Here is a 21,702-nt window from a genome sequence, read left to right as displayed (position 1 = left end):
GCCGCGCCGCCGGTGTTCCGATCCTTTCTCCAGGCCGGTTTCGAGTGCGGCCGCCTGGAATGGCAGGGCAACTTCTGCCTCCTGACCGGCACCGACCATCTGCCCGAGACACGGATGGCCGCGCATTACGCGATCCTCCGGGTGCACGGCATCCGAACCGTGCGCGACGGCCTGCCCCCGTGGCTACCGGTCGAGCCGCGCCTCCGCGTCGCGCGCGAGGCGGACATGGAGGTGATCTGGGACCTCAACCACTACTGGCGCCACGCCGACCCCGAGGGCTACGCACGGCGGGTGGCCGATGCGGTTCTTGCGGTCGCGCCCGACCAGACCTTCTGGTGCTGCTTCAACGAGACGAGCTTCCACCCGCGCATGGTACCCGGCGAGAGTACCGCCTTCGTCGTCGAGCAGGCGCGCGGCATCCTGGCGATCCTGCGCGAGCGGCTTCCCCGCCTGCGTCTCGTCACCTCCGAGCCCGCGCACCGGCCGCACGAGATCGGCGCGCATGCGCTGGCCGACACGGCCGATGTCGTCGGCATCAACGTCTACCCGCACGACCTGCGGCGCAGCATCGCCCGTTCGCTGCGCGACGTGGCCGCGCGCTACGGCAAGCCGGTGATGATCACCGAGACCGGCCTTCACAGGGGCCATCCTCGCCGCTGGCGCGGGATCGACGACAAGGGCTACTGGCTGCGCCACGTCCTGGCCGAGGTGGAGCGCTCGCGCATTCCCGTCGCGGGCGTCTGCCTTTACCCGATCGTCGACTCGCCGGCCTGGAATGCGCCGCAGCGTCACCGCTGGGACCATGGCCTCGTCCGCGAGGACATGACGCTGGACCCGAGCCTGTCGGCCGCGCTGCTCGAGGCTGCCGCGCGACACGGACCGACACCTTGAAACCGCCGCGATCCCGGCAACCTGTTCCCTGTTCCGGTCGGTGCCCAGGACGGGCGCCCCGCAGCGGAAGGGCAGCAGACCCCATGCATCGCTTCATTTCCGGCGCTCTCGTCGTCTCGGGCCTTCTGACCTTGTCGCCATCGCTGGCCGTCGCGCAGGACGGTCAGCCGACGCGCGTGCGCGGGACGATCGCCTCGGTCGAGGGGAACACGCTGTCGGTCACATCGCGCGAGGGGCCGGTGGTCCGGATCGCGATGGTTCCAGCTGTCGGCGTGCGCGGCGTCAGGTCCGCCTCGGCCGGCGACATCAAGCCGGGCGACTACGTGGGCGCGGCGACCCTGCCGGGCGAGGGGGGCAAGGCCGGCGCGCTGGAGGTGCTGATCTTCCCGTCCGCGATGAAGGGGGCCAACGAGGGCAGCTTCCCCTGGGATCTCCAGCCGAACTCGACCATGACCAACGCCACGGTCTCGAACGCGGTCGAGAGCGTTTCGGGTCGCGAACTCACGCTGACCTATCCGACCGGATCCAAGCAGATCACCCTGCCGCCGAACGTTCCGGTGGTCACCTTCGCCGAGGCGACCGCCGCCGACCTCAAGCCGGGCGCCCCGGTCTTCGTGCCGGCGACCAAGGCGGCCGACGGCTCGCTGTCGACGGCCTTCGTCGTGGTCGGCAACCAGGGCGTCGTGCCGCCGATGTGATCGGACGCATCGGCGCAGCTTGCGGATGAACGGGTGGCGAGGGGGACCGTCCGGAGCCGCCGGCCTTCCTTCGGCAACGCCATGAAGGAGTTCGCGATGTCGAAGATCGGCGGGACGACGCGAATGGGACCGCTTCCGAGAGCGGCGTCTGGGAGTTCTCGGCGGGCGTCGCGATGACGGGGTCGAGCGCCTTTGCCTTATTCGTCAACATCACGCGGAACGGCACCACCGGCAACGAGGCGGCCGCGGCGAGCCACGGCTATGCGGGCTCGGGCGGCACCGTCGCCCACGTTGCGAGCGGACTGGTGCGCGGCGCTCGCGGCGACGTCATCCGCGTGGTCGTCAACCCTGGCGTCGCCCGGTTCGTTCGAGACGTGCCGCCGACCAACTTCAGTATCCACAGGGTGTCGTACCGGTTGCGGTCGGCTTCCGAAACAGCCTCACTTGGGCTGGGGCGGCGCCGACCACATTTCCGCATCATCCACGAACGCCTTACCGGTCTTCTTGTTGTAGAGACACAGCTTGCCCATCGCCGAACCTCTCGTGCGGTCGGACACCAGCATGGCCACCATGCCGACACGATCGTCGAAGCCAACGATGACCGAGGGGCGGGCGTTGCGGATGCCGCTCGCCGCGAGACAGGCCTTCGTCACCTTCGCGTCGAACGCTCGCCATGCCTCGTCGCTGGAGGCGCGAGCCGGCTGCATCGACGTGATCGCCGAGAGAGCGAGGACGGCGGCGGTAATTGCAGGGCGCATTTCCAAACTCCCCTTGGGAACATGACGCCCTGTATGGCTCGCTGAATGAACGCGAGGTGAACCATGGCATGGGTATGGCCCGCCGTTGCGAGCGCCGTTGGACACCTGCGAGAGGCCGCCGATTATGCACCGTTTCGCTGAGTGGTCGCACCGGTCCCACAACGGCAAGGCCATCATTTCGGGCGTAATTCGCCCCCGATCGTGGCGCAAAGATCCGACTGCGGCGAAGCCGTCATGTCATCCCGCTTGTCAGTCGCAGGACAAGTTCAGTCTGCCTACGGGTGCCGGTCTTGGCGAACAGGGCTTTCAGGTGCGAACGCGCTGTCTCGTGACCGATGCCGAGCGCCGCAGCAGCGTCGGCGAGCGACAGCGGCTTCAGGAGATGAACGGCAAGACGCGCCTCGGCGGGCGTAAGCCCCCAGAGCGCAACCAACGCGTCCAGGCGCGGCGCGGCGGGCGCGACCGAGCGCACGATCAGGACGGCCGCCGCCCCGTCGTCAACGCCGAAGTTCGGCAGGCGCTTGTGGATGGCGCCCGCCGAGATGCGCAGCGCAGCGCGTCCCCCGTCCCGCCGCAGGCGTACCTCGCGCGCTTCCGCCTCAATGCAGCGCGCGGGGTCGAGGATGTCGCTGAGGAGGCGGTCGAGCGCCGGCTGATCCTGCCGATAGAGTGCCGCCAACCGGCCACCCTTCGAGCTGATCCCATCGCGGGAGGCCATCAATGCGTCGGCCGAGGGGGTCGCGCTGCGCACTCGTCCGTCGCGGTTGAGCGTGATGATGGCGGCGCCCAGATGGTCGAGTGCGGCGGTCGCCGCCGATGCCTCGGCATGCGCGCGACGCATGCCGGTCGCCGACCCGCACGGCCCGGTTGGCTGCGCGGGCCAGCATGTCGAACTCCGCGACCGTTATCGGCGTATGACCTCGGGGAAGTCTCTGCGGATACCCGTTTTGCCATGATGCTATGCTGACGTGTTGTTTCGGTTTCGCGAGATGTCGAGACTCCGCGTGCCCATGGCCGCTCTTTGCGGTGATCTATACGATGCCGCGCTTGATGGGCCGCGTCGGGACGACGCGTTGCCTGCCCGCAACGGCGGTTGGGGGTGACGTGATTCCCCCGAAACTCCTTCACGGATGAGTAGAGTCCGCCGAGCTACAAGGGACGCACGGCACCGGACCACGCAACCTTTTGTCCGTTTGCCGGGGACTTTGGGCAGGCTGCCCGGCATGGGCCAACGTCCGCGCCGACATGCGAGCGAAGCGACATACCCGCCGAACCGGCCCCCGATCTCTACGCGCTCGCCCCGTTCGCCCCGCTCTTCGCCCGTCCCGGCTTCCGCTTCGGGCAATGGGCCGGCGGTGACACGAAGAATGGTGTGACGCAGTTCCGTTACTTCGCCTTATCGGCCGAGGCCGACCGCTTCGTCCTTGCCGCCAGTGCCGCCGGGTGGGTGCGTGCAGACTTCAGTTGGCCGGAATGGTCCCGGACGCCCGAGGCTGTCCGCCTGCAAACCAATCCCAATGCCATCGCGGCGTCGACGCGGGCGATCTGGCGAAGCTCCTAACGGTACTGATCCGCGGCGAGCGCTTCTGCGACGGGACGCTGGCGCAGGCCTTCGAGTCGGGCCTGCTTGGACGCATCCTCGACCGGATCGCCTTGCTCGCCGGGATCGATCCGACGCGCCCCGTCACGCTGCCGAAGGAGTGGCACCGGGTCGTCGTCCATCCGGGTGTCGATCCACGCGCGTCCGGCCTTTGCGAGTGGCAGGTCGTGAACTTCGGCATCCACGTCGGCGAGATCACGCGCTGGCGCCGGCCGTTCCGCGAGTACGCCCCGAACGTCGAACGTCGAACGTCGAGCGGCTTCTGGCCGGTCGGCCCTACCGCCGCGCCGACCCGTTCGGCTTCCGGCGCATCCATCGCGTTCTCGCGGAAGGCGTCCGCACCGGCCGCACGATCGAGCTGCATAGGGTCGGGAGCGCTCCCCGCGCCGAGCTGGCCGTACGGGAGCTTGCGCGGATCCGGGAATGGGGAACGCTGAACGGGATGGCGCTATCGGTCCGACGCATAGCAGCCCCGCGCCACGCCGATAGCAGCGCAGCGCACGGCTCCCCTGCGATCTCAGCGCTCCTGCCGCCCACCCCGTTCGACTATCTTCCGGGTGTCGAAAGAAACCACACCAGCGGCCACCACCGACGAGAGGCCGCACACGAGGATCACCCCCATGCGCATCGCCAACGCCATCCGCGCCTACCGCTCCTTCCGCCAGACCTCGAACGAGCTGAACCGCCTGTCGAACCGCGAGCTGGCCGATCTCGGCATCGACCGCGCCGACATCGCGACGGTCGCCCGCCAGGCCGCGCGCTAAGCGCCCACCAGTTTCATAGTTTCGTTGCGGCTGTTCCTCCCAGAGGTCGCAGCGGATAAGGCCGAGGGTTCCTCCCAACCTTGAGGCCAACATTACGCCCCGCCGGTCCTCCCCCGGCGGGGCGTTTTCGTTTGGGCATCCCGCACTCGACGCCAGACCACCGAACCGGGACCTCGCCCTCGTCCTGGCCGTCCCAGTAGTGGATCCGTTCGGCCTTCACCTCGATCAGCACGACGCCCGGCGTGTCGATCCCGTCCTTGAACCAATAGTCGAGATCCCTGGTCCAGTGCGCCTCGAACGCCGCCCTGTCGCGGATGAGCCTGGCGTGCCCTTCGACCGAGATGAACAGCGGCGGCTTGCCGAGAAGGCCCTTCCTGCCCTGGAAGCCGAGGCCGACCTTCGGATCGCGCTCGATGTCGCCGATCGTCCTGGCCTGCTCGTAGGAGAAGAGCCAGCTCGTGCCCTCGAAGGCGACCTCGCCGTTGTTCGACATCGGGCGCGCCGCGATCTCGCGATCCTTGGCCCATGCGAAGTCCATGATATTGAGGGCGCGATCCTAGGCCTGCGCTTTCGAGACGATTGTCGGCGTGAACCCAAAGCCTTCGACACGCATCATAAGGGTTCGCTGCGCTGCATGCCCGCGTCGAGGCACTTCACAGCGTCCGGCCGTCAGCGCGCCGTCTTGCCGCGGCTGCGCATCTCCAGGAACGAAACCAGGCGGACCATCGGCCACAGGATCACGAGGTAGATCAGCGCGGCGCCGATGAGCGGCGTCGGGTTGGCCATCATCGCCTGTGCGTCGTTGGCCTGCTTGAGAAGGTCGGGCATGGCGACGACCGAGGCGAGCGCCGTGTCCTTCAGGACCGAGACGCAGTTGCTGGTCTGCGGCGGGATCATCACCTTCACCGCCTGGGGCAGGATCACCTTGCGCATGGTGAGGTGGAACGGCAGGCCGAGCGCGGCCGCCGCCTCGAACTGCCCGCGCGGCACGGTCTCGATGCCGGCCCGGCAGACTTCCGCCGTGAAGGCCGACAGGACGAGCGTCAGCGCGATCGCGGCCGAGGCGAAGGAGGACAGGCGGATGCCGACGAAGGGCAGAGCGTAGTAGAGAAGGATCAGGACGACAAGGACCGGCAGGGCCCGGAAGATGTCGATATAGCCGACCGCCAGCCAGCGCACGACCTTGGGCGCGTAGAGCCGCAGGAGGCAGACCAGAAGGCCGACGAGGCAGCCGAACAGGATCGCCGTCGCGCCGAGCAGCAGCGTGTTCCAGAGTCCCCGCAGGAGGATCGGAAAAGCGCGCGCCAGGACTTCGGCGTTGAAGAAGGTATCGATCAGCCCCATGGCATCGGCTCGCGGGAAGGCGTCCAGCACGGAGCGGACAGGGCGCTTGCCGCGTCCCGTCCGCTCCGTGCTGGACCAGGTGTCTGTTTTACTGCGCGGTGGGCACGCCCGAGGCGACGACGGTGCTGGTGCCCGCGGTCGGGGCGACGCCGAACCACTTCTCGTGGATCTTGGCGAGGGTTCCGTCGGCCTTCATCGCCGAAATGGCCTCGTTGACCTCGGGCAGGATCTTCGAGTCCTTCGGCGCCATCATGGCGAAGCGCTCGCCGGTGGGGATGCGGATCAGGAGCTTCAGGCCCGGGATCTTCGTCATGGCGTACTGGAAGCCCGCGATCTCGCCCGCGCCGCCGTCGATGCGGCCGTTCTGGATGTCGAGCATCAGGTCCTGCTGGGCGTTGTAGCCCTTCACCTCGGAGATCGCGTATTTGTCGGCGTTCTCCTTGGCCCACTTCTCGCCGGTCGTGCCCGAGACGACGCCGATCGTCTTGCCCTTCAGGTCCTCGAACCGGGCGATGTCGGATCCCTCGCGGCCGAGGATCGTGCCGTCGCTGTCGTAGTAGGGCTGCGTGAAGGACTGGTTCTTCAGGCGGTCGTTGGTGATCGAGATCGACGACACCGCGAAGTCGATGCGATGCGAGGCCGTGGCGGCGAACAGCGCCTGGAAGCCGAGGTCCTGGAACTCCACCGGACGGCCGACGCGCTTGGCGGCCTCGGTCGCGACGTCGATCTCGTAGCCCTCGAAGGTGCCGGCGTCGTTCTTGAACTCCCAAGGGGGGTTCGAGGGATAGGCGCCCACGACGATCGGATCGGCGGCCAGGGCCGGCAGAGCCGGCGCGAGCGCCGTGGCGGCGAGAACGAGGCCGAAGAAGCGGCGCCGGTCGAGCATGAAGAACTCCTCTGGGCTGTCGCCGCGTCTCACGCGGCGGGGACGGGGGGCATGATCAGGCGGCGGCGCGCCGGGCGCCGAGTTCGGCCATCGCCGAGAAGAGACGGGAAACCTCGGCCTCCTCGGTGACGAGGCCGGGAGACAGGCGCAGGACCGGGCCGCGCGCGTCGCAGAAGAGGCCGCGCTCGCGCAAGGGGGCGACGAGCCCGGCCGCCGCCTCGCCGAGGTTCAGCATCACGCTGCCGCCGCGCCGCTCCGCCTCGCGGGGCGAGGCGAGGGGAAGGCGCGCCTCTTGCGCCATCGCGACCACGAGGTCCGTCAGGCGCCGGTTCTGCGCGGCGACGGCCGGCAGGCCGAGGCCCTGGATATGGTCCAGGCCCGGCAGCGAGCCGGCGGCCGGCAGGATCGAGGGCGTGCCCTGGTCGAAGCGGCGTGCGTCGGGCGCGAAGCGGAAGGCGTCGAGATCCCAGGAGAAGGGGTTCTCCTGGCTGAACCAGCCCCGGAACTCCGGCTCGCAGGTCTTCAGGAGGTCCGGCGCCACCTGGAGGATCCCGGCACCCGAGACGCCGCAGAGCCACTTGAGCGAGGTGGAGACCACCGCGTCGACGAAACCGTCCGCCACGCAGAAGGGCCGGATGCCGACCCCTTGCGTGACGTCCGCCACGGTGATCGTGCCCATCGCCCGGCCGTGGGCGGCAAGGCGCGCCATGTCGCAGCGAAAGGAGGCGGTGGACGTGACGAAGGTCAGGAGCGTGAGGCCGACATCCTCGCCCCAGTGCGCGATCATGTCCTCTTCGCGGACCCAGCGCTCGCCCGGCCGCAAGGGCACCGTCGAGAGCGTGAAGCCGAAGCGCGGCGCCAGACCCGACAGGAGGAAGTGGAGGCTCGGGAAGCAGTCGGCCGCCACGAGCACGCGCTTGCCGGCGAGGCGCTCGCGCGGAAGGGCGCCGATCAGCGCATAGAGCCCGGCGGTGACGCTCTCGGTGGTCGTCAGCGAGCCGGCCGGGGCCTCGATCAGGCGTGTCCAGGCGTCGATGAAGCGGGCGCGCAGGGACAGCATGGTCGGCCACTGCGCGTCGTTCTCCGCCGACCACTCGTCGGCGAAGCGGCCGAGCGCCGAGCGCAGCGCATCCGCCTTGCCCGGGAAGGTGCCGATGGAATGGTAGAGGAAGTAGCCGCTCATCCGCCGGTCCGCAGGGTCGGAAGGAATAGTTCAGGTCTGAAATTCATGCGGATATTTCCGGGGGTCTGCAAGAGGGCACGATCCGCTCGAGGAATGTTTTCGCCGAAGGCCGCATCCCGTCGGGCACGGTCTCCCGAGCGGCGCGGACCACGGTTTGGACGAACGCTATCAGCCTTCGATCGTTTGATCAAACCGCTTTACAAGCAGCCCGTCGCGGCGTTATCCCCGACGTCGGGGCCCATCTACACGCACCGGTTCTCTCGCTTCCCGGAGTTTCCACCATGACGCGACGCTCGATCTATTCCGGTTCCAAGTTCGAGGAGATCGCCGGCTACGCTCGCGCGGTGGTGGACGGCGAATGGGTGTTCGTGTCCGGCACGGCGGGCTACGACCCGGCCACCATGTCCTTTCCCGACGGCGCGGCCGCCCAGGCGCGCCAGGCGCTGAAGACGATCGGCGAGGCGCTGGCCGAGGCGCAAGCCTCGTTGGCCGACGTCGTCCAGGTCCGCGTCTATTTGGCCGCGCGCGAACACGTCATGCCGGTCTCCGAGATCCTCGGCGCGACGTTCCGCGACCCGCGGCCGACCAACACCACGATCCTCTGCGGCTTCCCGGCCGAGGAGATCCTCGTCGAGATCGAGGTCGCGGCCCTGCGCCGCCGGTCCTGATCCGCCACGACCCGAAAGGACAGCCAGCCGTGCGACGCGTCGCCCAGCGAATCTCCGCCACCGCCAAGAAGAGCTTCGGCATGTACGCCAAGGCCGCAGCCCTGGAGGGCGAGGGGCGCGATCTCGTGCACCTCGAACTCGGCAAGCCGCATGCCGACACGCCGCTCCACATCAAGGAGGCGACGATCCGCGCGCTTCGGGCGGGCGACGTCCACTACAGCGATCTCCAAGGCGTGCCGGCGCTGCGGCGCGCGCTGGCCGACAAGCTGCGCACGGCCAACGGGCTGGCGGTGGAGCCCTCCGATATCCTCGTCACCAACGGCCTGACCCACGCCTCCTTCGCCGCCTTCCTGGCGCTGCTCGATCCGGGCGACGAGGCGATTCTGCTCGAGCCCTACTATCCCCAGCACGTCGGCAAGATCGAGCTGGCCGGGGCGAGCGTCGTGACCGCCCCGCTCGACGCGCGCCGGGGTTTCGCGATCGACGCGGCCGCAATCGAGGCCAAGGTCGGTCCGCGCACGCGCATGATCGTCCTCGTCAACCCCGTGAACCCGACCGGGCGCGTCTACACGCGGGAGGAGCTCCAGGCGCTCGCCGACGTCGCGATCCGCCACGATCTCCTCGTCGTCTCGGACGAGGTCTACGAGGAGATCGTCTTCGACGGCAACCGGCACGTCTCGATCGCCTCGCTGGAGGGCATGGCGGAGCGGACGATCTCGATGTTCGCCTTCACCAAGTCCTTCGCCATGGACGGCTGGCGCCTGGGCTACCTCGCGGCACCGCGCTGGGCCATGCCGGGGCTCCTGAAGATCACCGCCAACGACGCGACGCACGTCAACACCTTCATCCAGGCCGGCGCGCTCGCCGCCGTGACCGGGCCGCCGGCGGTGCTGGAAGACCTGGTCGCCGAGGATCGGCGCAAGCGCGACCTCGTGGTGCAGCGCCTGAACCAGATGCCGGGCGTCACCTGCGCCCTGCCCGAGGGGACGATCTATGCCTTTCCGGACGTATCGGGAACGGGCCTGCCCGCGCAGGTCCTGGCCGATCGCCTGCTCGACGAGGCGGGCGTCGTGGTCGAGGCCGGCAGCTTCTACGGACCGGCCGGCGAGGGGCATCTCAGGGTGTGCTTCGGATCGGAGTCGACCGAGCGGCTCGAGGAGGGCATGGCCCGTATCGGCGCCTTCCTCAATCGGCTGTAGCGTCCCCGTTCTCGCTCGGGCACAGCGGCCGCAGGAGCGCCTGCGTGGAGGCGATGTCGGCGCGCAGGTGCCGGCCGGCCCCGTCCGCGTCTCCGTCCTGCAGGGCCTTGAGGATGTCGCCGTGGTGGCGCGTGTAGGTGTCGATCTCGCCGGCTCCCAGCTGCGGCTCCATCTGCTTGGTCAGCATGCGCAGATAGGGTCCGAAGCGCAGCCAGAGCGATCCGGCGAGCTGGGCGAGCACCGGCGAGCCGGACGCGGCGTAGATCGCGAAGTGGAATTCCTGGTTGCGGGCGAGCATGGCGGCCGCATCCTTCTCGCGGCCCGCCTCGGCATGTTCGCGGGCGAGATGGTCGAGCCGGCGCAGCACCGGCGTCGTCATGGCGAGCGCGGCCCGCTCGGCCGCCGCGCCCTCCACCACGAGGCGTGCGTCGCACAGGTCGTCGAGCCGCGCGCGGCTCACCGCCGGCACGACCACGGTGCCGCTCGTGGAAACCTCCAGCGCGTTCTCGGCCGCGAGCCGGCGCAGGGCTTCGCGCACCGGCATGTGGCTCGTGCCGAACTGGTCGGCGAGCGCGGCGATCGTGAGCGTCTGGCCGGGATCGAAGCGTCCGGCCATCAGCGCCTGGGCGAGGCCGTGATGCACCTCGTCCTGCAGGGTGCGGCGGGCGGACACGGGCTGGAGCGCGCCGTCGAAGGGCGCGGGCGCTGGTCGCGGCATCGGGCCAACTCCGGGAAGGGTCCGGCGGCGGGCGGCGGACGAGGCGGGAAGGATCGTTTGATCACGAAGCTTTACGAAGGCGACGGCGATCGTGCAAGGACGCGCGGCCGGCGCCGCATCGGCCGGCAGGCCAAGGGAGGGCAGGGTGACGCGAGCGCTTGAGGCGGAACACCGCCGCACCCTGTGGTGGCGCACGGCCGGACCGGAGGACGCCGCATCGCCGGCTCCCGCGCCGCCCGACGGCTCTCGGGTCGACGTCGCGGTCGTGGGCGGCGGATTCCTCGGCCTGACCGCGGCGCTCCACCTTGCGCGGCGCGGGCGGCGAGTGGCGGTTCTCGAGGCGGAGCGCGTCGGAAGCGGGGCGAGCGGCGTCAATGCCGGCTTCGTGGTGCCGAACTTCGCCAAGGCCGATCCCGCCGCCGTGGTGAAGCGCCTCGGCCGGACGCGCGGCGAGACGCTCCTGCGCATGGTGGGGATGGGCGGAACCCGCGTCTTCGAGACCGTCCGCGAGAACGCGATCGCCTGCGACGCGGAGGAGACCGGCTGGCTGCACGTCGCCCACTCGCCCGCCGCGCTGGAGGTCTTGCGCGTGCGGGCCGAGGCGTGGCGGTCGCTCGGCCGCCCGGTGCGCCTTCTGGAGCGCGAGGAGGCGCGGGCGCTGTCCGGCGCCCGCCTTTGCGCGGGCGCCCTTCTCGACGAGAGCGGTGGGATGCTGAACCCGCTCGCCTATGCCCGCGGCCTGGCGGGAGTTGCGCTGGGAGCGGGCGCGATGATCGCGGAAGGAACGCGCATCGACGCCGTCGAACGGGAGGGCGCGGACTGGCGCCTGCGCCATGCCGGCGGCTCGCTTCTCGCCGCGCGCGTCCTTCTGTGCACCAACGCCTTCCGGACCGGGGTCGCCCGGCGCCTTGCCGACGCGGTCGTGCCGCTGCAGGTCTATCAGGCCGCGACCGCGCCGCTTTCGGCCGAGGAGGCGCGCCGGCTCGCGCCCGGCCGCCATCCCGCCGCCGACACGCGCGCCAACCTCTTCACCTATCGCCTGGACGCCGAGAACCGGCTGATCAGCGGCGGCATGTCCATGCTGCCGGTCGGAGCCCATGCGCGCATGGGGCGGATGATCAGCCGCCGGCTCGCCGACGAGCTGCGCCTTCCCGCCGTTCCCCCGCTCGAACATGTCTGGACGGGGCGGGCCGCGATGGTGCCCGACTTCCTGCCGCACGTCTTCGAGTTCGGCCCGGGCTTTCTGGGCGGCATCGGCTGCAACGGGCGGGGCATCGCGCTCACCGCCATGCTCGGCGAAGCGCTGGCGGACGCGAGCTGCGGCGTGCCGCTGGCCGAGCTTCCCGTGCCGAGCGGGCCGGCGCGCCCTTTGCCCTTCGCGCCGCTCGCCCGCATCGCACCCTCCTTCGCCATCGCGCAGGCGCGCTGGCAGGACCGGCGGATCGGGCGGGAGGCCTGACGCGGAAGCGGCCGCCCCGCCCTTCGACGAGGGGCGGCCGCTTGCAAGGCTACTTGCCGGCCTTGACCTTGGCGACCTCGTCGGCCGACATCTCGCCGATCGTGGTCACCTCGCCCTTCTGGATGCGCCAAAGCCGGAAGGGGCCGGTGATGTCGCCGTTCTTGTCGAACTCCACCGGACCGATGACGCCTTCGTAGCGGATCGGCTTGCTATCCTTGATGAGGGACAGGGCCTTCTTGAACTCCTCCGGGCCCGCATAGATCGGCTCGCCGGCGGGATCGACCACCTCGCGCATCGCCTGCTTGATCGCGGCGGCCTCCGGCTTGCCGGCCTTGGCGATGGCCAGGCCCACGATCGCGCCCGCGTCGTAGGAGCGGTCGGCGGCCGGGGCTGCGGGATCGATGCCGCCGGAGAAGGTCTTGTAGTTCGCGTTGAAATATTCGGTCGACTTGGTCGGGCTGGTGCCCGACGAGGTGCCGTAGGCGTTGTCGAGATAGCGGGCGCCCACCGCCTTGATGAAGTCGGCCGAGTTCATGCCGTCGTTGAGCAGGAAGGTCGGCGTCCCGCCCTGGCTGACCCAGGCGCGGGCGATGGTCGCGCCGTCCACGGGATAGCTCACGAGGTAGAGACCCTCCGGGTCCCCCGTCATGGCCGCGGTGGCTTCGGAGGCGTAGCTCGCCTGCTTCTCGTTGTAGGGCGTGACGGACGTGATCGTGCCGCCGAGCGCCTTGTAGGCGGTCTCGAACTCGCGGACCATGTTGACGCCGAAGTCGTTGTTGACGTGGACGACGGCGAGCTTCTTCAGCCCCTGGTCGATGGCGTACTTCGCCGCCGCCGTGCCCTGGAGCGCGTCGGAGGTGATGGTCCGGAAGAAGACGCCGTTGGTCTTGCCCTCCTGCGCGAGGTTGGTCAGCGTCGGCGAGGAGGAGGCGGGCGAGACCTGGACGACGCCGGCCGGCGCCGTGACCGAGGTCAGGATCGGTACCGAGACCGAGGAGATGATGCCGCCGATCAGCACGGGAACCTTGCGGATGTTGACGAGCTGCGTCGCTTGGTCGACGGCGACGTTGCCCTGGCTCTGGCTGTCGCGCGTGTCGGTGGCGAGCGTGCAGCCGGCCGCGCCGCCCGCCTCGTTGATGTCGCGGAACGCCATCTCGACCGATTTGGCGCCGGCCTGTCCGTAGGCGCCGGCCGGACCCGTCAGCTCCATCACGACGCCGACCGTGATCGTGCAGGGGCCGGACTGCGCGGCCGCCGGCAGCGCGGCGGCCGGCAGAAGGAGCGCCGTCAGCGCCGCGCCGGTGAGAAGGTGCTTCATGGCATGCGTCTCCTTGGGTTCTGCGGCCGACGCGTCAGGCGCCGCCGTCGTGGATGAAGGTTTCCTGGACATGCCGCCAAAGGGGAGGGCCCCCGCCCGGCGGCACGACGAAGAGGGCGGTGGAGCGGCGGCGGCGCCGTTCGGGCGAGCCGGCCGGGCCCTGGACCTCGACATAGGTGGCGAGCACGGCGGCCGCGCTCGCCCAGGCGATCGCGCCGTCCTCGACGCTGATCGAGACCGGGTCGCCCGCGCGCGCGCCGCGCCGGGCGGCGAGCGACGCTTCAAGCGCGGCGAGGTTCACCTGTCCGCCGGCCGGGTCGATCCGCAGGAAGGCGGGATCGAAGCGGGCCAGCGAGCGGGCCAGCGCGTCCTCGTCGCCGCCGCCGTTGAACCAGCGCTCGAAGAAGGCGTGGCGCTCGGCGATCTCGGCCAGCGCGAGCGAGGCGAGGGCGCCGGCCATGTCCCTCAGGCCGCCGTCTTGTTGAGGCCGTACTTCATGATCGAGCCGTGGCGCCCGTTGCGGTCGCGCTCGATCTCGTAGACGTCGCCGGGAACGGGCTTGGCGGACGCCAGAACGGCCTCGATCGCGGTGCGGTCCTCCTCGGTGAAGAGCATGTCGGAGACGGCGAGGTTGGCGGGCAGATGCGCGCGGTTGCGCGCGCCCACGATGACCGCCGAAACACCGGGACGCTCCAGAACGGCGCGGCTCGCGACCGTCGCGACGTCGACGCTGCGGCGGTCGGCGACGGAGCGCAACGCGCGCAGGAGCGCCTGGAAGAGGTCCCAGCCGCCGAACTCGTCGATGATCAGCTTGTACTTGGTGAGCGAGCGGTTCTCCAGCGGCTCGCGCGGCTCGGGCTGCCCCAGCCAGCGGTCCGACAGGAAGCCGCCCGCGACCGTGCCGTAGCACAGGATCGCCATGCCGCTCGCGGCCGCTTCCGCCAGGAGTCCCGCTTCCGGGCGCCGGTCGAGAAGGGAGTACTGGAGCTGCATGGAGAAGAGCGGCAGCCCCGCCCGGCGCAGCTCGGCGGCGCGCGGCGTGTCGAAGTTCGTGCCGCCCACGTGCCGGATCTTGCCGGCGCGGGCGAGGTCGTTCAGCCAGCCCGCGACCTCGACGTAGCGCGGCACGTCGTAGTCCCACCAGTGGAACTGCACGAGGTCGAGCCGCTCGGTGCGCAGGCGCTTCAGCGAGGTGTCGATCGACGCCTCGACGTCGGCGCGCGAGATGGTGGCGAGCGCGTCGAGGTCGGGCACAAACTTGGTGTGGACGCGAAGGCGCCCCGCCGCCTCCGAGCCGCGCTCGTCGCGGTAGCGCTCGCGGAACTGCCCGATGATGTCCTCGACGCCGGTATAGATGTCGGCGCAGTCGAAGGTGGTGATGCCGGCGTCGGCGAAGGCGAAGAGGTCGTCCACCGCGTCCCGCGCATCCACCGCGCCGTGGCCGCCGGCCAGCTGCCAGTTGCCGCGGATGACGCGCGAGATGCGGTAGTCCGGGGCGAGATCGATGGTCTGCATGGCGGATGTCCTCACGGTTCGGGCGAGTCGCAGGCGGGCAGCGGCACCGCCGTCGTCTCGGCATGGCTGAAGGCGCGGCGGGCAAGGCGCGTGATGCGCAGGCGCGTCGCGCAGTTCGGGTCGGGGCAGGCGACCTCCGCATCGGAGGTCATCCAGTCGTTGCGGTGCGTCGGGCGCTGCTTGGCGGCGAGCAGCGGCAGGACGGCGGCGAGCGAGTAGATCGAGAAGCCCTGTCCGGGGGGCAGATGCAGCATCTCGCCGCGCAGCTCGAAGTGGTCGCCGGGCTTTGCCCCGCAATAGACCGGCCCCTCGTCGGGCACCACGACCTCGACCCTCAGGTCGAAGAGCTCGAAGCGGTCGTCGCCCGATGCGCTCATGGGGCGGTCTCCTGCGCGAAGGACAGGCGTTGGCGCAGGAGGTCGAAGGCCCGGTCGATATCCGCGCCGACGGCCCGGCGGGTCCGTTCCGCATCGCCCCGCTCCAGAGCCTCGATGATCCGCCAATGGTGATGGGTGGCGCTGAGCCCGTCGTCGTTGTCGTAGATTTCCGCCGCCGCCCGGATGAACGGCCCGGACTGGAGCCACAGGCTCTCGATGATCGGCAGAAGGACGCTCGATCCCGCTTCCCGGTAGATCGCGAAGTGGAAGGCGTGGTTGTAGGCGGCCCGCGCGCGATGGCTGCCGTCCCTGGCGGTCAGCCGGTCGTAGGCGTCGGTTTCCCGCTTCAGGGCCGAAAGCGTGCCGGGGCCGATGCGGCGGCTGGCGAGGGCCGCCGCCTCGCCCTCGACGAGCGCCCGGGCATGGGCCACCTCGTCGAGGCGGGGTCTCGTCAGGAGCGGCACGCGAATGGAGCGGTTGGGCAGGGCCTCCAGCGCACGCTCCGAGACGAGCCGCCCCAGCGCCTCGCGCACCGGCATGGTGCTGACCTCCAGCCGGGCGGCGACCTCCTGGATGCGCAGGACTTCGCCCGCGTCGAACGTGCCCTCGATCAGCGAACGCCGCAGCGACCGGTAGACCCGGTCGAGCACGGTCTCGCGAGCGATCCGGGGAAGAACGGCCAGCGGCGAGGCCGGCGGGCCGGGGGGCGCCGGACGCGTCGCCGAAGGGCTCGCCTTCGCATCTGCACACAAGCTGGGCAAAACGGGACCTGCTCAATTATTCGCTTGTCTTCAGCAGACTAGGCCCATAGCTTCGCCGCTGTAAAGTTTGATCACAAATCAAAACATCAAAATTTGGGACGCCCGGCATGACGGCTCCTTCCACGCCCCCCACACCTGACGCCGGTTCGCCGCCCGCCCTCGCGGTCGACGAACTGGCGCGTGACTTCGGTGGCATCGCCGCCGTGGACGGCGTCGGTTTCACGCTGCGCCGGGGCGAGATCCTGGGCGTGATCGGCCCGAACGGCGCAGGCAAGTCGACCATGTTCGCCCTCGTCGCGGGGAGCCTCAAGCCCGATCGCGGCACGATCCGCATCGAGGGCGTGCCGGTGGAGGGTGAGGGGGCGCACAGGCGCGTCGGGCGCGGCCTCGCCCGCACCTTCCAGATCCCGCGTCCGTTTCCCGAGATGAGCGTCCTCGACAACGTCGTCACCGCGGCCACGGGCCAGAGCGGCGAGCGGGTGCTGGCGAGCCTGCTGGCGCCCGGCCGCGTGCGGCGCGAGGAGGCGGCGGCACGCGAGAGGGCCTTCGCCCTGATCCGCTTTCTCGCCCTCGACCATCTCGCGGACCGTCCGGCCCGCGTCCTGTCCGGCGGGCAGCGCAAGCTTCTGGAGCTCGCCCGCGCGCTGATGGCCGAGCCGAGGGTCCTGCTTCTCGACGAGCCGGCGGCCGGCGTGAACCCGGCGCTTCTCGACTTTATCATCGAGCGGATCGCCGAGATCAACCGGCGCGGCATCGCGGTCCTGCTGATCGAGCACAACATGGACATGATCCGCCGCCTCTGCCCAAGCGTCCTCGTCATGGCCGCGGGACGGCCGCTCGCGTCGGGCACGCCGGAGGCCGTCATGTCCGACCCGCGCGTCGTCGAGGCCTATCTCGGCGGGAGCGTCCATTGAGCGCGGCGCCGATCCTGGAGGTGCGCGGCCTCGTCGCGGGCTACGAGGAAAGCCTGCCGATCGTGCGCGGGATCGATCTCGACGTCGCGCCGGGCGAGATCGTGGCCGTGCTGGGCCCGAACGGCGCCGGCAAGTCGACCTTCGTCAAGGCGGTGGCCGGCGTCGTGCCGACCTTCGGCGGGCGGGTCGCCCTTCGCGGCGCGGACGTCACGGCGCGGCCGGCGCACCTGCGCGTCGTCGACGGCCTCGCCTTCGTGCCGCAGACCGAGAACATCTTCGCCTCCCTCACCATCCTCGAGAACCTGCGCCTTTGCGCCGGCATCCTGCCCGCGCGGCTGCGCCAGCCGCGCATCGACGCCGCCTTCGCGATGTTTCCCGACCTCGGCTCCCGGCCCGGCCTCGTGGCGGGCGCGCTGTCGGGCGGGCAGCGGCAGATGCTGGCGACAGCGCGCGCGCTGATCGTCGAGCCCGCGGTCCTGATCCTCGACGAACCGTCTGCGGGCCTGTCCCCCAAGCTCGTGCACGACGTGTTCGAAGCCCTGGAGCGGGTGCGCGAGACCGGCGTCGCGATCCTGCTCGTCGAGCAGAACGTGCGCGCCGCCCTGTCGATCGCCGATCGGGGCGTGGTTCTGGCGGAAGGGCGGTTGCGCCATGTGGCGCCGGCCGCCGAGCTGCGCGCCGATCCGAACCTCGGCGCCCTGTTTCTCGGCAGCTACGAGCACGCGGAGGCCCATCCATGAACCCGCAATTCGTCGTCGACGGGCTCGTGGCGGGCGCCATGATCGGCTTGGGCGCGATCGGCGTGACGCTCACCTATTCCATCCTGCGCTTCGCCAACTTCGCGCATGGCGAGTTCATCACGGCCGGCGCCTATGCCGCGCTCGCGCTCTCGGGCCTTCTCGGCGCGGTGGTGGGCTCGGCGCCGGTGGGCGACTTCTCGTTTGGCTGGAACGTCCTTCTCGCCGTGCCGCTCGCGATCCTCGTCACCGGCGCGCTCGCGATCCTGCTCGATGCGATCCTCTTCGGCGTCCTCAGGCGCAAGGGGTCGGCGGTCATCATCCTCGTGATAGCCAGCTTCGGCGCCTCGATGGCGCTGCGCAGCCTCCTCGAATTCGTGTTCACCTCGCAGCCGGCCTATTTCACGAACGAGCTCCAGATCGCCATCCGCTTCAGCTGGGGCCTGCGTGCGACGCCCGACCAGATCCTGATGCTCGGCGCGACCCTGGTGCTGATCCTCGCCGTCCATCTTCTCATGACCCGCACGCAGGTCGGGCGGCGGATGCGGGCCGTGTCGGAGAACCCGGCGCTGGCCCGGCTCGCCGGCATCGACGTGCGCGCCGTGGTCCGCATGGCCTGGTTCCTCGGCGGCGGGCTGGCGGCGGCAGCCGGCATCATGGCCGGGCTTCTCGTCCAGATCCGGCCCTACATGGGCTTCGACCTTCTCCTGCCGCTGTTTGCCGCCGCGATTCTGGGGGGCATCGGCTCGGTGCCCGGCGCGGTGCTGGGCGGCCTCGTCGTCGGGCTGTGCGAGGCGCTAGCCGTTCAGACGATCGGCGCCGAGTGGCGCGCGGCGGTCGCCTTCCTGATCCTCACCCTCGTCCTTCTCCTGCGCCCGCAAGGGCTTCTCGGGCGGTCGCGCTCATGATCGAGATCCTTGGATACGCCGCCTTCTTCCTGACGCTGGCCTTGAGCTACGCGGTGATCGCGCTCGGGCTGAACGTCCAGTGGGGCCAGACCGGCCTCTTCAACGTGGGGGTCGCGGGCTTCGTCGGTATCGGCGCCTACGCCTCGGCGATCCTGACGACGCCCGACGCGGCGGACCGGATCGGCGGCTTCGCTCTTCCGGTTCCCGTCGGCTGGGCGGCGGCCTTCGCGGCCGCCGCGCTCGCCTCGCTGGTGCTCGGCTGGCTGACGATCCGCCTGCGCTCCGACTATCTCGCGATCGCGACCTTCGGCTTCGCGGTCACCGTGCAGCTCGCCGCGCTGAACCTCGAGCCCCTGACCGGCGGGCCGTTCGGCCTCGGCTTCATTCCCCGGCCCTTCGCGGGCTACGCCGCCGATCCGCTCGTCTTCGGCCTTTGCAACCTCGCGCTCGTCGCCCTCGTTCTCGCCTTCGTCTGGTGGGTGCTGGAGCGGCTCGTCCGCTCGCCCTGGGGGCGCGTCCTGAAGGCCATCCGCGAGGACGAGGAGGCGGCCCGCGCGCTCGGCAAGCCGGTGACGCGCTTCCGCCTGCAGGCCTTTGCTATCGGCGGCGGCATCATGGGGCTCGGCGGCGCGCTCCAGGCCCATTTCATCGGCTTCATCGCGCCCGAGAACTACCTGCCGACGCTGACCTTCCAGGTCTGGACAATGCTGGTCGTGGGCGGCGCCGGCAACAATCTCGGCGCCGTTGTGGGCTCGGTCGTGGTGTGGGGCCTCTGGTCGGGCTCCTCCTTCCTGATCGGCGCCGCGGTGGATCCCGGCAACCAGGCGCGCGCCGCCGCGCTGCAGATCGTGCTCATCGGCGTCGCGCTCTGCCTGATCCTCGTCCTGCGACCGAAGGGGCTTCTCGCCGAGGTGCTGTCGCACCACCGCCGCGATCCGTCCGGCGCGGCGGCGCCGGAGAGGCCGGCCACGCGCTAGCCCGCACCCGGCAGGCCGGCCGCGCGGGCGGCCTGCGCCAGCTTGTGGCTCGCCTTGATCTCGCGCGTGGCCACGAAGGTGCGCGTGCGCTGGACGCCCGGCATGCGCGCCAGCTCCTCGCGCAGCGTGCGGTCGAGGCCCGCGATGTCCCGCGCCACCAGATGAACGAGATAGTCGCCGTCGCCCGTGGTCGCGTGGCAGCGCCGCACGAAGGGATGGCGCACGACCGCGGCCTCGAAGGCGGGCGCCTCCTCGGGCGCAAGGACGATCTGCACGAAGGCCTCGACGCCGAGCCCGAGCGCGGCGGGCGAGAGGCTCGCATGGTAGCCCGTCACGACGCCGCTCTCCTCCAGAGCCTTCACGCGCTTCCAGCAAGGCGTCTTGCTCATGGCGAGACGGCCCGCGAGATCCGCGAAGGAAAGACGTGCATCCTCTTCCAGCGCCTCGGCGATCTCCAGGTCGATACGGTCCATTCGTTCTCCAGTTCACGGCAGATCACGGCGGAACGTTCACACGAAACGCCCATCGCGGAAATCGAGGAAACAATGTTCGGGCAAATCCGTGCGACGCTCGGCGCCCAGCAACCCTGCTTGAGGATCGCTTGTCATGGATCGCGCCGGTTACCACGCCCTGATCGAGACGCCGAAGATGCTGGACTACGGCGTCTATCTCGACGTCGGGACGCTTCTGTCCTGCCAGAAGCCGCTGGCCGAGATGACGAACGGCGACGAGCTCCAGTTTCAGGTCGTCCACCAGGTCGAGGAGCTGTGGATGAAGCTCATCGCCTATACGCTGGTCGACGTGATGGACTTCCTGCGGGCGGGCGACACGCACCGGGTCGTGACGCTGATGGGTCGCGTCCACCGCACCATGCGGCTCATGACGGCGCAGCTCGAGCTTCTCGAGACCATGTCGCCGCGCGAGTACCAGGAGGTGCGCAAGCAGCTCGGCAACGGTTCCGGGCAGGAGTCGCCGGGCTTCCAGGTCCTCCTGCGCATGCCGTTCGATCTCTGGGAGGCCTATCGCGAGACCTATCTCGAGGGGCGCGGCAAGACGGTGGAGCAGGTCTACGACAGCGCCTACGCCCATGACGACTCCTACGTCGTCGCCGAGGCGCTGGTGGAGTATGACGAGCTGTTCCAGAAGTTCCGGGCGCACCACGTCTATCTCATCCACCGCTCCATCGGCCTCGGGTCGAAGTCGCTGAAGGGGCGGCCGGTCGACATCCTGCAGGCCGGCGCGCGCCACCGCTTCTTTCCCGAGCTTTGGGACGTTCGCTGCACGATGACCGACGCCTGGGGCGCGAGCTACGGCGTGGTGCGCGCGTCGCTCTCCGCCCCGCCGCAGCCCAAGGCGGCGGAGTAGGAGGGCGCTGCGGACTCAGGGTCGCGTCGCCCCCGTCCGGCCGGGGATCGCCGCCGTGGCGAGCGCCGCAACGAGGCCGACCAGCGCGAAGGCGTAGAAGTTCCAGGCGGGATCGACGCCGAGCGAGGCGACGGTGCCGCCGAGCAGCGGCCCGCAGAAGGCGCCGATCCGGGCGAAGGACAGAGCCCAGCCCGTGCCGCCCGCCCGCACGCGTGGGTCGAGATACTGGGCGAGATAGCCCGTCAGGATCAGCGAGCTCGATACGCTGCCGAACCCCGCCACCGCGACAAAGGCGTAGTTCATCCAGATCGAGCCCTTGAGCGACAGCGCCGCGATGCCGGCGGCGCCGAGAAGATAGGAAAGGAAGACCGTCCGGCGCACGCCGAACCGGTCCGCCAGCCGGCCGAGCAGGATGCCGCCGATGGCAGAGGTGAACGAGAAAACGGCCAGGAACAGGAGGCTGTCGCCGAGCTCGTAGCCCGAGCGGCGCATGATCTGCGGCAGCCATTGGCCGAGACCGTAGACGAGAAGGAGCCCCATGAAGAGCGCGGTCCAGAAGGCGATCGTGGCGCGCGCGTTGCGCGCCGAGAAGATCTCGGAGAGAACCGCCCGCCAGCCGATCGGCTCGCCGCCCCTGGCGCGCGGCGCGGGCACGGCCATGC

Annotated in this window: 25 protein-coding genes and 1 pseudogene; 12 read left to right on the top strand and 14 right to left on the bottom strand. The window is 70.2% G+C overall.

From position 1 onward, the window contains the following. The first annotated feature begins 12 nt into the window (after positions 1 to 12). Positions 13 to 891: a hypothetical protein gene (locus AUL35_RS09945; RefSeq protein ID WP_062014488.1), complete on the top strand. Its 879-nt coding sequence runs from the start codon at positions 13 to 15 to the stop codon at positions 889 to 891. Positions 892 to 974: 83 nt separating this feature from the next. Continuing rightward, positions 975 to 1,589: a hypothetical protein gene (locus AUL35_RS09940; protein ID WP_062014487.1), complete on the top strand. Its 615-nt coding sequence runs from the start codon at positions 975 to 977 to the stop codon at positions 1,587 to 1,589. Between the two features lie 440 nt (positions 1,590 to 2,029). Here AUL35_RS09940 and AUL35_RS09935 read toward each other — a convergent pair whose 3' ends face one another. Both AUL35_RS09935 and AUL35_RS09930 read right to left on the bottom strand, forming a co-directional pair. Then, positions 2,030 to 2,347 (bottom strand): hypothetical protein, encoded by a 318-nt coding sequence (locus AUL35_RS09935; RefSeq protein ID WP_062014486.1) that lies wholly within the window; start codon positions 2,345 to 2,347, stop codon positions 2,030 to 2,032. A 232-nt stretch (positions 2,348 to 2,579) separates the two neighbouring features. After that, positions 2,580 to 3,188, bottom strand: coding sequence for a hypothetical protein (locus AUL35_RS09930; RefSeq protein ID WP_062014485.1), 609 nt, complete (start codon positions 3,186 to 3,188; stop codon positions 2,580 to 2,582). Positions 3,189 to 3,608: 420 nt separating this feature from the next. On the opposite strand from AUL35_RS09930, the pseudogene AUL35_RS09925 reads away from it, so the two are divergent. Together AUL35_RS09925 and AUL35_RS21585 are read left to right on the top strand one after the other, a co-directional pair. Beyond that, a pseudogene (locus AUL35_RS09925) lies at positions 3,609 to 4,384 on the top strand (DUF6508 domain-containing protein). Positions 4,385 to 4,567: 183 nt separating this feature from the next. Next, the gene (locus AUL35_RS21585) at positions 4,568 to 4,711 is read left to right on the top strand and encodes a DUF1127 domain-containing protein (RefSeq protein ID WP_082666237.1); all 144 of its coding nucleotides are present in this window, start codon (positions 4,568 to 4,570) and stop codon (positions 4,709 to 4,711) included. Positions 4,712 to 4,724: 13 nt separating this feature from the next. Here the strand turns inward: AUL35_RS21585 and AUL35_RS09920 are convergent, their stop codons facing one another. From AUL35_RS09920 to AUL35_RS09905, 4 genes are all read right to left on the bottom strand, one after another. Beyond that, entirely contained in the window at positions 4,725 to 5,249 is a 525-nt protein-coding gene (locus AUL35_RS09920; protein WP_082666236.1) for a pyridoxamine 5'-phosphate oxidase family protein, read from the bottom strand. 131 nt (positions 5,250 to 5,380) lie between these two features. Further along, complete coding sequence (locus tag AUL35_RS09915) at positions 5,381 to 6,055, bottom strand: amino acid ABC transporter permease (protein WP_062014483.1); 675 nt, start codon at positions 6,053 to 6,055, stop codon at positions 5,381 to 5,383. An 88-nt stretch (positions 6,056 to 6,143) separates the two neighbouring features. After that, positions 6,144 to 6,941 (bottom strand): ABC transporter substrate-binding protein, encoded by a 798-nt coding sequence (locus tag AUL35_RS09910; protein ID WP_062014482.1) that lies wholly within the window; start codon positions 6,939 to 6,941, stop codon positions 6,144 to 6,146. Between the two features lie 55 nt (positions 6,942 to 6,996). Continuing rightward, on the bottom strand, positions 6,997 to 8,124 hold the full coding sequence (locus AUL35_RS09905; protein WP_062014481.1) for an aminotransferase class V-fold PLP-dependent enzyme: 1,128 nt from the start codon (positions 8,122 to 8,124) through the stop codon (positions 6,997 to 6,999). 281 nt (positions 8,125 to 8,405) lie between these two features. On the opposite strand from AUL35_RS09905, the gene AUL35_RS09900 reads away from it, so the two are divergent. Beyond that, positions 8,406 to 8,792 (top strand): RidA family protein, encoded by a 387-nt coding sequence (locus AUL35_RS09900; RefSeq protein WP_062014480.1) that lies wholly within the window; start codon positions 8,406 to 8,408, stop codon positions 8,790 to 8,792. Positions 8,793 to 8,821: 29 nt separating this feature from the next. After that, on the top strand, positions 8,822 to 9,991 hold the full coding sequence (locus AUL35_RS09895; RefSeq protein ID WP_062014479.1) for a pyridoxal phosphate-dependent aminotransferase: 1,170 nt from the start codon (positions 8,822 to 8,824) through the stop codon (positions 9,989 to 9,991). On the opposite strand, the gene AUL35_RS09890 is transcribed toward AUL35_RS09895, so the two are convergent. Further along, positions 9,978 to 10,709, bottom strand: a complete 732-nt coding sequence (locus AUL35_RS09890; RefSeq protein ID WP_062014478.1) for a GntR family transcriptional regulator — start codon at positions 10,707 to 10,709, stop codon at positions 9,978 to 9,980. The two genes, AUL35_RS09895 and AUL35_RS09890, sit on opposite strands and share 14 nt — an antisense overlap. 145 nt (positions 10,710 to 10,854) lie before the next feature. Here AUL35_RS09890 and AUL35_RS09885 point away from each other — a divergent pair, with 145 nt between their 5' ends. Next, positions 10,855 to 12,168, top strand: a complete 1,314-nt coding sequence (locus AUL35_RS09885) for an FAD-binding oxidoreductase (RefSeq protein ID WP_062014477.1) — start codon at positions 10,855 to 10,857, stop codon at positions 12,166 to 12,168. A 49-nt stretch (positions 12,169 to 12,217) separates the two neighbouring features. On the opposite strand, the gene AUL35_RS09880 is transcribed toward AUL35_RS09885, so the two are convergent. Genes AUL35_RS09880 through AUL35_RS09860 form a run of 5 tightly spaced genes read right to left on the bottom strand, consistent with a single transcriptional unit; the run spans position 12,218 to position 16,028 of the window. Further along, a complete protein-coding gene (locus tag AUL35_RS09880; RefSeq protein ID WP_062014476.1) occupies positions 12,218 to 13,486 on the bottom strand; it encodes an ABC transporter substrate-binding protein in 1,269 nt (422 codons plus the stop codon). Positions 13,487 to 13,520: 34 nt separating this feature from the next. Beyond that, a complete protein-coding gene (locus AUL35_RS09875; RefSeq protein ID WP_062014475.1) occupies positions 13,521 to 13,946 on the bottom strand; it encodes a hypothetical protein in 426 nt (141 codons plus the stop codon). Positions 13,947 to 13,951: 5 nt separating this feature from the next. Then, positions 13,952 to 15,001 (bottom strand): aldo/keto reductase, encoded by a 1,050-nt coding sequence (locus AUL35_RS09870; protein ID WP_062014474.1) that lies wholly within the window; start codon positions 14,999 to 15,001, stop codon positions 13,952 to 13,954. 11 nt (positions 15,002 to 15,012) lie between these two features. Beyond that, on the bottom strand, positions 15,013 to 15,378 hold the full coding sequence (locus AUL35_RS09865) for a TIGR04076 family protein (RefSeq protein ID WP_062014473.1): 366 nt from the start codon (positions 15,376 to 15,378) through the stop codon (positions 15,013 to 15,015). Continuing rightward, positions 15,375 to 16,028 carry a GntR family transcriptional regulator gene (locus AUL35_RS09860; protein WP_244493725.1) on the bottom strand — a complete coding sequence of 218 codons (654 nt, stop codon included), beginning with the start codon at positions 16,026 to 16,028 and terminating at the stop codon, positions 15,375 to 15,377. Before AUL35_RS09860 ends, AUL35_RS09865 begins: the two co-directional genes overlap by 4 nt. 218 nt (positions 16,029 to 16,246) lie before the next feature. On the opposite strand from AUL35_RS09860, the gene AUL35_RS09855 reads away from it, so the two are divergent. The 4 genes from AUL35_RS09855 to AUL35_RS09840 are packed head-to-tail and all read left to right on the top strand — an operon-like array spanning position 16,247 to position 19,675. Next, positions 16,247 to 17,053: an ABC transporter ATP-binding protein gene (locus AUL35_RS09855; protein ID WP_062014471.1), complete on the top strand. Its 807-nt coding sequence runs from the start codon at positions 16,247 to 16,249 to the stop codon at positions 17,051 to 17,053. Then, positions 17,050 to 17,793, top strand: a complete 744-nt coding sequence (locus AUL35_RS09850; RefSeq protein WP_062014470.1) for an ABC transporter ATP-binding protein — start codon at positions 17,050 to 17,052, stop codon at positions 17,791 to 17,793. The genes AUL35_RS09855 and AUL35_RS09850 overlap by 4 nt, the downstream gene beginning before the upstream one ends. Then, positions 17,790 to 18,698, top strand: coding sequence for a branched-chain amino acid ABC transporter permease (locus AUL35_RS09845; RefSeq protein ID WP_062014469.1), 909 nt, complete (start codon positions 17,790 to 17,792; stop codon positions 18,696 to 18,698). The genes AUL35_RS09850 and AUL35_RS09845 overlap by 4 nt, the downstream gene beginning before the upstream one ends. After that, positions 18,695 to 19,675 carry a branched-chain amino acid ABC transporter permease gene (locus AUL35_RS09840; protein ID WP_062014468.1) on the top strand — a complete coding sequence of 327 codons (981 nt, stop codon included), beginning with the start codon at positions 18,695 to 18,697 and terminating at the stop codon, positions 19,673 to 19,675. Before AUL35_RS09845 ends, AUL35_RS09840 begins: the two co-directional genes overlap by 4 nt. On the opposite strand, the gene AUL35_RS09835 is transcribed toward AUL35_RS09840, so the two are convergent. Next, positions 19,672 to 20,148, bottom strand: coding sequence for an Lrp/AsnC family transcriptional regulator (locus AUL35_RS09835; RefSeq protein WP_062014467.1), 477 nt, complete (start codon positions 20,146 to 20,148; stop codon positions 19,672 to 19,674). The genes AUL35_RS09840 and AUL35_RS09835 overlap by 4 nt on opposite strands. A 133-nt stretch (positions 20,149 to 20,281) precedes the next feature. Here AUL35_RS09835 and AUL35_RS09830 point away from each other — a divergent pair, with 133 nt between their 5' ends. Beyond that, a complete protein-coding gene (locus AUL35_RS09830; protein WP_062014466.1) occupies positions 20,282 to 21,040 on the top strand; it encodes a tryptophan 2,3-dioxygenase family protein in 759 nt (252 codons plus the stop codon). A gap of 15 nt (positions 21,041 to 21,055) precedes the next feature. Here the strand turns inward: AUL35_RS09830 and AUL35_RS09825 are convergent. Beyond that, the coding region (locus AUL35_RS09825; protein WP_156417925.1) for an MFS transporter at positions 21,056 to 21,702 on the bottom strand (647 nt) is incomplete at its 5' end.

This window comes from Aureimonas sp. AU4 (assembly GCF_001463765.1).
Taxonomy (GTDB): domain Bacteria; phylum Pseudomonadota; class Alphaproteobacteria; order Rhizobiales; family Rhizobiaceae; genus Aureimonas.
The sequence above is the reverse complement of the archived record's forward strand: the minus strand, read 5'-3'. Positions and strand labels throughout refer to the sequence as shown.

What these genes read in the sequence shown, in the direction of transcription:
- AUL35_RS09910 (WP_062014482.1), bottom strand. Translation starts at nt 6,941, where the DNA reads ATGCTCGACCGGCGCCGCTTCTTCGGCCTCGTTCTCGCCGCCACGGCG.
- AUL35_RS09840 (WP_062014468.1), top strand. Translation starts at nt 18,695, where the DNA reads ATGATCGAGATCCTTGGATACGCCGCCTTCTTCCTGACGCTGGCCTTG.
- AUL35_RS09930 (WP_062014485.1), bottom strand. Translation starts at nt 3,188, where the DNA reads ATGCGTCGCGCGCATGCCGAGGCATCGGCGGCGACCGCCGCACTCGAC.
- AUL35_RS09865 (WP_062014473.1), bottom strand. Translation starts at nt 15,378, where the DNA reads ATGAGCGCATCGGGCGACGACCGCTTCGAGCTCTTCGACCTGAGGGTC.
- AUL35_RS09940 (WP_062014487.1), top strand. Translation starts at nt 975, where the DNA reads ATGCATCGCTTCATTTCCGGCGCTCTCGTCGTCTCGGGCCTTCTGACC.
- AUL35_RS21585 (WP_082666237.1), top strand. Translation starts at nt 4,568, where the DNA reads ATGCGCATCGCCAACGCCATCCGCGCCTACCGCTCCTTCCGCCAGACC.
- AUL35_RS09900 (WP_062014480.1), top strand. Translation starts at nt 8,406, where the DNA reads ATGACGCGACGCTCGATCTATTCCGGTTCCAAGTTCGAGGAGATCGCC.
- AUL35_RS09835 (WP_062014467.1), bottom strand. Translation starts at nt 20,148, where the DNA reads ATGGACCGTATCGACCTGGAGATCGCCGAGGCGCTGGAAGAGGATGCA.
- AUL35_RS09890 (WP_062014478.1), bottom strand. Translation starts at nt 10,709, where the DNA reads ATGCCGCGACCAGCGCCCGCGCCCTTCGACGGCGCGCTCCAGCCCGTG.
- AUL35_RS09855 (WP_062014471.1), top strand. Translation starts at nt 16,247, where the DNA reads ATGACGGCTCCTTCCACGCCCCCCACACCTGACGCCGGTTCGCCGCCC.
- AUL35_RS09920 (WP_082666236.1), bottom strand. Translation starts at nt 5,249, where the DNA reads ATGGACTTCGCATGGGCCAAGGATCGCGAGATCGCGGCGCGCCCGATG.
- AUL35_RS09845 (WP_062014469.1), top strand. Translation starts at nt 17,790, where the DNA reads ATGAACCCGCAATTCGTCGTCGACGGGCTCGTGGCGGGCGCCATGATC.
- AUL35_RS09875 (WP_062014475.1), bottom strand. Translation starts at nt 13,946, where the DNA reads ATGGCCGGCGCCCTCGCCTCGCTCGCGCTGGCCGAGATCGCCGAGCGC.
- AUL35_RS09905 (WP_062014481.1), bottom strand. Translation starts at nt 8,124, where the DNA reads ATGAGCGGCTACTTCCTCTACCATTCCATCGGCACCTTCCCGGGCAAG.
- AUL35_RS09915 (WP_062014483.1), bottom strand. Translation starts at nt 6,055, where the DNA reads ATGGGGCTGATCGATACCTTCTTCAACGCCGAAGTCCTGGCGCGCGCT.
- AUL35_RS09935 (WP_062014486.1), bottom strand. Translation starts at nt 2,347, where the DNA reads ATGCGCCCTGCAATTACCGCCGCCGTCCTCGCTCTCTCGGCGATCACG.
- AUL35_RS09830 (WP_062014466.1), top strand. Translation starts at nt 20,282, where the DNA reads ATGGATCGCGCCGGTTACCACGCCCTGATCGAGACGCCGAAGATGCTG.
- AUL35_RS09880 (WP_062014476.1), bottom strand. Translation starts at nt 13,486, where the DNA reads ATGAAGCACCTTCTCACCGGCGCGGCGCTGACGGCGCTCCTTCTGCCG.
- AUL35_RS09870 (WP_062014474.1), bottom strand. Translation starts at nt 15,001, where the DNA reads ATGCAGACCATCGATCTCGCCCCGGACTACCGCATCTCGCGCGTCATC.